This is a genomic window from Pseudomonas sp. KH_021 (assembly GCF_057838865.1).
Map to the genome: position 1 here is coordinate 355,512 of NZ_JBYQOU010000002.1, position 9,005 is coordinate 364,516.

At 49.9% G+C, this 9,005-nt stretch carries 8 protein-coding genes and 1 pseudogene; 2 read left to right on the forward strand and 7 right to left on the reverse strand.

Features of this window, described 5'->3' with window-relative positions:
- The first annotated feature begins 205 nt into the window (after positions 1–205).
- Both AC3IX4_RS30595 and AC3IX4_RS30600 read left to right on the forward strand, forming a co-directional pair.
- On the forward strand, positions 206–640 hold the full coding sequence (locus AC3IX4_RS30595; RefSeq protein ID WP_489261506.1) for a MerR family transcriptional regulator: 435 nt from the start codon (positions 206–208) through the stop codon (positions 638–640).
- A gap of 89 nt (positions 641–729) precedes the next feature.
- Positions 730–941: pseudogene (locus AC3IX4_RS30600) on the forward strand (DUF4113 domain-containing protein); the annotation flags it as partial.
- Between the two features lie 3 nt (positions 942–944).
- Here the strand turns inward: AC3IX4_RS30600 and AC3IX4_RS30605 are convergent.
- The 7 genes from AC3IX4_RS30605 to AC3IX4_RS30635 form a co-directional block, all read right to left on the reverse strand.
- Positions 945–1,358 (reverse strand): TetR family transcriptional regulator, encoded by a 414-nt coding sequence (locus tag AC3IX4_RS30605; RefSeq protein ID WP_489261507.1) that lies wholly within the window; start codon positions 1,356–1,358, stop codon positions 945–947.
- Positions 1,348–3,093, reverse strand: coding sequence for a tyrosine-type recombinase/integrase (locus AC3IX4_RS30610; RefSeq protein ID WP_489261508.1), 1,746 nt, complete (start codon positions 3,091–3,093; stop codon positions 1,348–1,350). Before AC3IX4_RS30610 ends, AC3IX4_RS30605 begins: the two co-directional genes overlap by 11 nt.
- Positions 3,094–3,191: 98 nt before the next feature.
- Entirely contained in the window at positions 3,192–4,802 is a 1,611-nt protein-coding gene (locus AC3IX4_RS30615) for a hypothetical protein (protein WP_489261509.1), read from the reverse strand.
- Between the two features lie 10 nt (positions 4,803–4,812).
- Positions 4,813–5,970 (reverse strand): tyrosine-type recombinase/integrase, encoded by a 1,158-nt coding sequence (locus AC3IX4_RS30620; protein ID WP_489261510.1) that lies wholly within the window; start codon positions 5,968–5,970, stop codon positions 4,813–4,815.
- A gap of 238 nt (positions 5,971–6,208) precedes the next feature.
- The gene (locus AC3IX4_RS30625) at positions 6,209–6,658 is read right to left on the reverse strand and encodes a LexA family protein (RefSeq protein WP_411961166.1); all 450 of its coding nucleotides are present in this window, start codon (positions 6,656–6,658) and stop codon (positions 6,209–6,211) included.
- A gap of 208 nt (positions 6,659–6,866) precedes the next feature.
- The gene (locus AC3IX4_RS30630; RefSeq protein WP_411961167.1) at positions 6,867–7,049 is read right to left on the reverse strand and encodes a hypothetical protein; all 183 of its coding nucleotides are present in this window, start codon (positions 7,047–7,049) and stop codon (positions 6,867–6,869) included.
- A gap of 69 nt (positions 7,050–7,118) precedes the next feature.
- Complete coding sequence (locus AC3IX4_RS30635) at positions 7,119–7,823, reverse strand: hypothetical protein (RefSeq protein WP_489261511.1); 705 nt, start codon at positions 7,821–7,823, stop codon at positions 7,119–7,121.
- Between the last annotated feature and the right edge of the window lie 1,182 nt (positions 7,824–9,005).

The following is a 9,005-nucleotide window of genomic DNA, read 5'->3' on the forward strand; positions in this document are numbered from 1 at the left end:
CCCAAGCATCGGGGTGGCACAACAGGCCAGACAGCCCAGCCCCACTGCGCCGCCTATTTTATTGAGGGTTGTCGCCTTCATCATTGGGAAGCCTCTGGAAAAAACAGCTTGAGCCGGTCACGCCGCATTGGTTATCAGTATCAAGTCAAACCAGAGTAATATCTGTAGCTACTACAGGTTCAAGTGATTTCTTTGGAGAAGCTACATGTGGGGAATCGGCGCCTTGTCTAAGGAGACCGGATGCAACATCGAAACCATCCGGTACTACGAAAAAATTGGCTTACTGCCCACCGCTAATCGTTCTTCTGGAGGACACCGGGTTTACACGGAGCAGCATCGGGCGCGGCTGCTGTTTATCCGCCAAGGACGGGAGCTTGGATTCCCTCTGGATGAAGTCCGCGAACTGATCAGCCTCTCAGGTGATCAGCAGCGTTCTTGTGGTGAGGCATTGACCGTGGTTAGAAAGCATCTGGAGTCCGTCGAAGCGAAACTGGCCCGATTGCAGAGCATCAGAAAGGAATTGCAGGCCATGGCCGCCAGCTGTCAGACCTGCTGTCCCGGAACGATGGCACCCGATTGCACCATCGTTGAAGCGCTGGCCGAATCCGGAACGAAAGTCAGTACCGGGTGCTGTTCCTAGGCGGGCATTAACTTCAAGCCACGTTTAACTCGCGGCATGCCAGTCATGCGGCAGCAATGCGTCGATTTGACTTGAGCGTTGAGTCGGGAGGCGGGTACACCCCTAATCTGTTTGCCAGTGTGCAGCCCCCGCCTTGCAGAAAGTCATGCCGGTGATGGATCAAATCAATGCGAAATGGGGCCGGGACACGATGTGACCGGGACGTGTCCCAGTGACCCCAGACTGGGGAATGAAGCGCGAGATGCTTAGTCCCAGCTACACAACCCGGCTCAATCAGCTTTGGACTGTGAAATGCCAGTAAAGACTATCTGCTGGGCTTAGGAGTTATAGTCACAACCTTTCCGCCGACGACTGCTTTCAACTCTGCCATTTCGAATAGCAAACGCTGGTTTACAGAGGCAATTCGGGCAAGCTCCGCCAAAAGCTGGTCGTTTTCCGCACGAAGCGCTCTGTTTTTCTCCTTCTCACTCATAAGCGCTTGGTGCTTCGAATCACGTTGGGCGCGCACCGATTTGCCCATGAGATTGCGAATTCTCTCTGCCACCGCTGGGTAGGTATTATGAATGAGACCGGGCGTAACACCTGCTTCTCGGGCAACCGAAGAAATGGATAGCTTTTCATTGCCTGCGACGAGCTTATCAATGACCCTATCTAGCGCGTCGAGGGTCTTCGACCTGGAACGAACTAGGGTCTGATCCTGAGTAGCCTTATTCGTCATTTGCAGCCTCGTCCGCGTCATCGTTTATGGGAGAGAGACCCAAGCTGGTGATGACGTTGAGTGCGACTTGTAAATCGCGCTCTGCTCGCTGCCTCACGGCAGGGCCAGCGTCTTCGATCTTGATCAGCTCTTGCTGTTGGATGTAAATGTCCTGCCAGGTGCTAGCGAAGAATTCATCGATGACCGAATTTTTGCACCCAGGGCACCGTGTGGCCTCGTATAGACCAGCGCCGCCGCACCCCCGCTCCGTTGCAATGCACCAACCGTGTCCAGTCGCACGAATGTTGGCATGTGGCGCCGTTTGAGCAAGCAGTGCAGCCCTATCCTTGATTGGAATTGCTCGCAGCTCCACGATCTTTTCGCCTGCACCACCTGCCAAAGGCTGATCATCGAGCCACGATTCGATCAAATCAATTTTAAACTCCGTCATCTGCTGCAAGATCTCATCAAAAAGCGTCAGGTCTTGCTGCGGATTTGACGCATAGAGTTGAGTCATGCTCATGCTGCTGTGCTTGAACTGCCATTTGAGAAAAATTAGTGAAGTTCGCCCCATACGAGACTCCACGAAGCACCGTGCATATGTTCTCCTGCATTGGTGTGTTCTCAATGGCCAATCGCTTCCAGCAGCTTTGGCTATACGATCAAACGCAGCATTGGAACCTTGGCCGCTGAGCGCCTCAACGTGATAGCTTTCTTGAACTTTCCCCCCTTGCGTATTCCGTCCCAAAAATAGTTTCTTCGAATCCTTTTGGGCTTTTTCGAGCCTAAGGAGATGCTCAGTTGAATTCGATAAGTCTGGATTACTTGTAAGCTGCCTAATCTCTTGATCCAACTCCTTTCTGATAGGCGCGGAATATCTAGCCAAAAGAGTTAATGCTTCAAGCGTAAGCTCTGGCACAAGATACTCGACTCGACCTTTACCTGTCTTATGCTCGACTGTGGCCACCCAACAAAAGGTAACCCCATTTCTCAACTCTCTGCGCCAAGCGCCAACCTCAATCCCTATTGCCTCATCATTGCGCATACCGCTAGTGATTGAAACAATATACAGCACGGCATCTCTGCAACGAATTGACATTCGTTCATCACTGGGATGATAACCAATGCCGTTGACAGCCAGTTCGGCCTTCATCTCCCGGACAATGCTTTCACAATAATTGAAAATTCTAGATTGCTCAGCAGGAGGAATAATATCTGTCCGCCCAACATTTTTATTGGCAGCATCCAACCCTTTTACATTCGCAATTCCGCAAGTCCGCCATAGCGTCGAATTACCCCAAGGATAACTCTGAAGGGGAAACATCGTATCGGCAGAAAATACCCAAAGAAAATCAATAATCCGCAATCGCCCATACAGCGGTAGAGGCCTTAACTTTAACTCATCCTTGCAATGATAAATGTAGTTACTGATATGTATCGGGCGAACGTCTGAGAAATCTGAAACCCCTAAACTGTTTAACCAACGAACAAAAGGCATCATGCTGGCAACGGCAAAAGTAGTGACACCCCGTGCAATGGGAGGTTTAGAGCTAGGCATGCCTCTCTTAAACCAAGCGTATGCGACTGCTTTGCAGTCATCAATAAGCGCCCGAGGCATGTCCATATCCCAGTTGACGAACTTAAAGGAATGAGCAACATTGGCCTGATCAAAAAACGGACGAAAATCCCACTGCGGATCGCCAAACCTGCTGAGAACCAACGTTTCGCCATCTTCATTAATGATAGCGCTGATCACGATTGCATCCCGCTCTGCGGAACTTAGACCATTCGCTGTAACTGGCTGTGCGATGAGGACATCATATGCCTTTAATACCGCATTCGTTTTTCTTATGCTCAAACTTCACCGCCCAGCTTCTTCTTCATGAATTCGATTTTTTTTGCCCAGAACAAGTGCGGAGCTGATTCAGCCTTGGCCCTTGCTTGCGAAACCAATGCAAGATCAAATTTTCGGAAAGTGAAATCATCTATCAGTCGAATATAGTCAAATTGGCGCCTGCGCCATGCCTCCCACTCGTCCGTGAGAAAGTATTCAACTTCTGCATACAGGAATTGTTGGTAGCTAAATAGTCGGTACAAGTCCTCTAGCGTGCCTACAATCGCGTAGCTAGGGCAACCGAGACAGTGGATGAACTCAGCACAATGATTGACGCCATCCTTCGGGGCACGACTGCCGTAGAGGCTGTCTTTGCAGCCGCCAGGCGGGGTAGGTGTAATGTTAATCCCGCGTAGTTTGTCTGGAAAAGCCTCACCAACGAAAGTCGCGCCCTCAGTCTTGATTTCATCGTTGATTTTCAAGTAGTGGTTATCTGCAACCTGTGGTGTATGCCCCATGACAGAGGAAACTTCAAGAATGTCCCCTCCGCTCAGCTTCCACAAACGGCTTTCCATTGTCTTCCGTAGGCGACTAAGCGAGACATGGAGTCGATTACCTTGATCGTCTTGGAGTGCATGACGCTCACAGATATTTTTGGTAGACAAGGATAAAGTGCCGGACGTAAGGGCAACAATTTTATTTGCCCCACCCCGCTGCCCCGAACGATACAACCACACATATGGGCTAATCTCTTCGGATGCCAGTGCCACGAGCGGCTTACTTATCTCAAGAGCCTTATTCAAGACTGCAACTCCGTCGAGTGGAATGGCGCTGTACTCATCTACCAGATTAGTTTGCCGTATCGTTTTAATCTGCGCACCTTTACCTCGACGCTTGATAGTAGTTATCAATCTGAGATTTGGCACAAAGGGGTGAGGCTTTAGGGTATCTCTCGTCATTTCTAATAGTGGCGTGGTATTAATGCCTGACCTCGCTGCTGTAATTAGTAACATCACTGCCATTGACTCTGCCCCATTGCCAAGGAACACACCCTTATGGATAGCAACAAGATCTGACTTTAATGCCCCGAGCAGTCTTTGCATTTCTCCCATGGTAAGCGGATCTGCATCTTTTGTGTTTTGCGCATTGTCGGGGAATGGATTTGGCGGCAAGAGTTCATCAGCATTTTCCTCTACAAATCCATAATCGGCCAGAACGACGACCAAAGACTTAAAGCTGGTGTAGTAGTTCTTAGCCGTCGAGCCGTTGGGGTACTTAAGTTTTAGCCAAGAGACATAACGTTCTAAGTGGCGCTTGGTTAGGCCGTTCGGCGTTGCAGGTGGCGACTTAACTGAGCCTCCACTTAGAAAATTCATAAAGTATCTCAGCCCATTTGCAGAGTAACCAATCAAAGTGGACACAGAGAAGTTCCCACTTTGCAGTAACGCCCTGATAACGTGAATACTTTGAATTGCCCAAGCATCGAAACCCAAACCTAGGTATTGAGAATGGTCTATCTGCCTATAATTTCGCGGATTTCTCGGCAAATCAATCTTGATGCTGTCTTCGACAGTCTCGAATCCTTTCGTGACGGATTGCAGGGCCGCCGTATAATTTTTTTGCCGAGCCAACGTAACTACCTCAGGTGCGCTTAGTAGAATCAGCCATGAACATCATGTCAATTTCGTCTTCGTGTGCAAGGACGGATTGAGCTTCAAGCTGATTGATAAGGTGCAAGTAAATCATCGTTGTTTGAACATCGGAATGCCCTAACCTATCTCTGACATACAACAGCGGTTCACCTTCAAACTCTTTGCTTTTCCGAAGAGCAAGCAAGGTATAAGTCCCATAGGTGTGACGTAGCATGTGGGCCCGAACATAAAAGCCGCACTTTCGTTCATAGGACTTCATAACGTCCACGACGGAATCTTTTGAATAGTGCCGACCTTCATTAGTCAGCAGCAGCGCGGTAACATTTGCATTACCATTGGACTTACGAACCTCTCGCTGATGAAGCGAATAAGACCACATGCTCTCCATCAGCGACCATGGGACGTCAATAGTTCTAGGCCGGTCGTATTTGATATGCATGTCTGAAGGGTCAAGAGCAACATTGATCATTTGCCCTGGGCGCAGTCCCTTCTTCAACCTAGGGTTGAAGACATATTTGAGTGGAAAAGACCTTGCTTCACAGGAACGAAGGCCAGTACGCACCATCAGGTGGAACAATATCTGGTGACTTGGATCGGTATCTAGGGCAAGGCATACCTTGACCTGATCCTTGGTCAGGAATTTGGTTAAGCGCTTTCGGTCGCGAACCATCACCGAAACTTTCGTGCTCTCGGCTCCGGGACGAGCGATATGACTGAGAAGACCGGAATGTTGGCCCGCTCTTACCCTTTTCTCACCAAAGGGCAGCACGGTTATCAGGTTGCGCTGTTTAGCCCATCGGTAGAACCTAACGATCAAGGCCAGGCGATTGTTCACCGTGCCGGGATCGAGTGCCAATTCTCCGCTCGACCAATCCCTATACCTCGACAGAACACTCAGACCGTGGGCCAGGCTTTCCTCGTCCCAAGCCAGACCATTGGCTTCCAGGAAGGCAAAGTAATCGTACAGACGCCGGCCATAGGCCTCCCAAGTCAAATCGCTTAGGGCCTCACCTGACTCGATAAGCGTGTGCCAAAGGAAGGATTGAGCTGGCTCGACTGGCCATCCCTCTGACCCAATCAGTAACGGAAAACCTTCAAAGGATCGACCTGCTAATGCTAGGTCTTTTGTTGCGAATACCAGCCTCATGCCGCTGCCTTAAACCACTTCCAATGAATTGCCTTATGAAGCCTGGAAGCCGCTGCTCCAGAGGGGTTCACAAGGTGGCGCGGACTGTACAGGATTTACTAACGATCTCCACCCCTCAGATCATTATTGGACAATATGACCACGGGAAGTCCACGCAAATGCGGGGATACCGCTGCCTCAGCGCCGTAATAAAAATTGTTTAAATCGACAAGTGCGATTTCCTTCCACCCCCCCGACTTCATGGTGTGTCCAAGTGACAATGGGCTGTCCAAGTGACCACGCCCCAAATGTCGAGTTGGTCTCGATCTTCGACCGTGATGGACGGATATTCTGGATTCTCGGCTTGGAGGGTGATGCGATTGTCTTTTCTGTCGATGATCAGCCGCTTGCAGACGAATTCACCTTGGTACACCGCGATCACAATGCTGTTGTGCTTTGCCGATCGGGATTTGTCGACGATCACTATGTCACCAGGGTTGATGTTCACGTCGCGCATGCTGTTCCCTGCGGCTCTCAGCATGAAGGTCGCTGGTGGATTGAGAATTATCAGCTCATCCAGCGACAGTTCTGCGAGAACGTAGTCTTCCGCGGGGGAGGGGAACCCACAGTGAATCAGGCCGAAGTAAGGCACCGTCAATCGAGACGTCACCGACTGAAACGCACGACCGATTAGGGAAAGGGGTGTCATAGGAGAATACCTGTATAAACATACAGCGTATTATGTGCTGTCGCGTGAGTGCGTCAAGGCGCGATGCCGGACGGTCATCACGGTTCTGATGAGAACCGCGCCGTAGGTGCATTATTCGGGGGGGGAATTAGGGGAGCGCACGACCGAAAGTCCCTTCAACTCTGAGGTTGGAGGGACAGGTGACCATAAACATTTGGGTCAAAACCGGTTATGGAGCGTCGTACCCGTAAACAGCGCCTGTGGAGTCCAAGAGATCCACCATCTGTTGACCAGTTGCAGGATTGAACGGATCTGCGCCAACGGCAATGCGGTTTGCAGTCATTGGAACCGAGGAGTGCGGGTTCACCAGGTTGAAGAGAACATTGCAGATAATGATCATGAAATTACGCATTTCGATTTCTCCCGTTGATGCCTCTATTTTCCCATACCAAGTGAAAATGCAATGTTGAGGCAAGATTTTTCAAACGGAAGGAGATTCAGTATCGTCTACGTTGTTTACCGGTTGTGACCTTCTCTGCAAGCCAAAAATTTTCAAAAGTATGGCGATCAATGAAATGGCAATCATTGTCAAAATTGCCAATGTTATTGTGGTTACGACACCGTACAAGGCAAACATTAGCAATCGCGTTAACCAGCCCCCGGCTTGAAGTGTCATAAGTTCAAGTTCGTCGTACACATTGGAAGAGGGTGTGAACCCCGTAACCTCTGTAAGAACGCCAATGAAGATGAAGCTGATCAGTGTTAAAACCGTTAGCACAACAGCTCCGCGTAGCCCAATTCGTATATCACTCCAGCTCGGTATCGCGTGAAGTGATACACATGAGGCAAAAACTACGGTGAGGACGCCGGTGATTGAACTGAGCCCCAGCTGAGTCTTGCACAACGTTGCCCGTATCGCGTTGAACAGGAACATTGCGAAGCCGACCAATGATTCTTGCGCGTCATAAACTGACAGTGACGAAGGGGTGAACGCTTGACCTGATGCGCTGGAAAGGCAAAGCACAACGATGACAGTTCCAGTGACCAAAGGAGCGATGCCCTGAATGAATAAGCCAAGGTGGGCGAAAACGGAGTGTGGTCTGTAACGGAAATTGACGTATCCCAGAGTTCCTGATGACCGATCCGGTCGAAAGAAAACAACGCGTGTTGGTTTAAGACCGAACAACCAGCATCCCAGGAGATGCGACGCCTCGTGGATTGGAACGCCTACGATCCCCGTGACCACAAATATCGGCCAGGCTCTACGCGTCAAAATCGATAAGACAGTCGACCAGATTCGAATTACCAGGATAGGACCGAAATACAGAACGACTATTTGAAGGCATGCAAGCTGAAAGGGCGCAGGGATTGTCATGTGGTACCAGAGAATTGGGATCGTACGGATGTCCAACTTTGGACGGTAGGTTTGCAACAGGTGTCTGTGCCGTACGAATTGTGAACTGGAGCCGCTGGTGACAGTGGAGCTAATGACCACCTAATTCGATGCAGATTTGCCCTAAATCTGGCCTTTTTAAATCTTTCTTCTTGTTTCTCCTTGTTTTTAAGAGGCTACAAGCCACGTAGGACAAGGGCTCCAGGGTAGGTATCGACTAAGCAAATCGGGGCCAACGACTACCGATTCAGGGTGCTTCGACTACCGATTTCGGCCAAGACGACTAAGCATTTCGGCTGTTATCCACAGAGGGTCGGTGAGTCTCTATCGACTATGAATTTCGGCCGGCATCGACTACCTATTCCGGCTCGATCGACTCCTTTTTTCGGGTGCGGTCCGAAAAGTGGCCAATCTTTGATCAACTCAGTACGCATTAAGCTCCTACGGTCAAATTTTGTCTAGGTTTCAGGGGGTTGCGTAGAGTTACCTGAGGTTGTCGGTCTTTTGGAGCCGCCAAACGACTAAAAAAACCGGGTTGCCAACCCGGTTTTTGCGCCCGGATCCGGGGTGTCACGCGGTGACGACTACAAATTCCGGTTTGAATCTCGCCAATAAGGCCCATCGACTAAAGATTCCGGTCGTGAGTGAAGGTGGTTGAAGTCCTTTGTTTCCGGGGGGATTGTCGGATCGACTACGAATTCCGGCTGTCCATTGATGACAATCTTGGCTGAACGACTAAGGATTCCGGTTCGGCGTCAGGGTGGAACATTCTTCCAAACGCCTAAGAAAACCTGGTGCCAGGTCGACTAAGAATTCCGGCTACCGGGCGACTAAGAATTCCGGGTCGCCATCGACTAACAATTTCGGCTACCAATCGACTAAGGATTTCGGTCCGTAAAAATATTTTGCATCGACTATTTCCCTTTTGTCCCGTAGTCGATTACATTCGACTAAACCAGTTTTGGTATTTAGTCG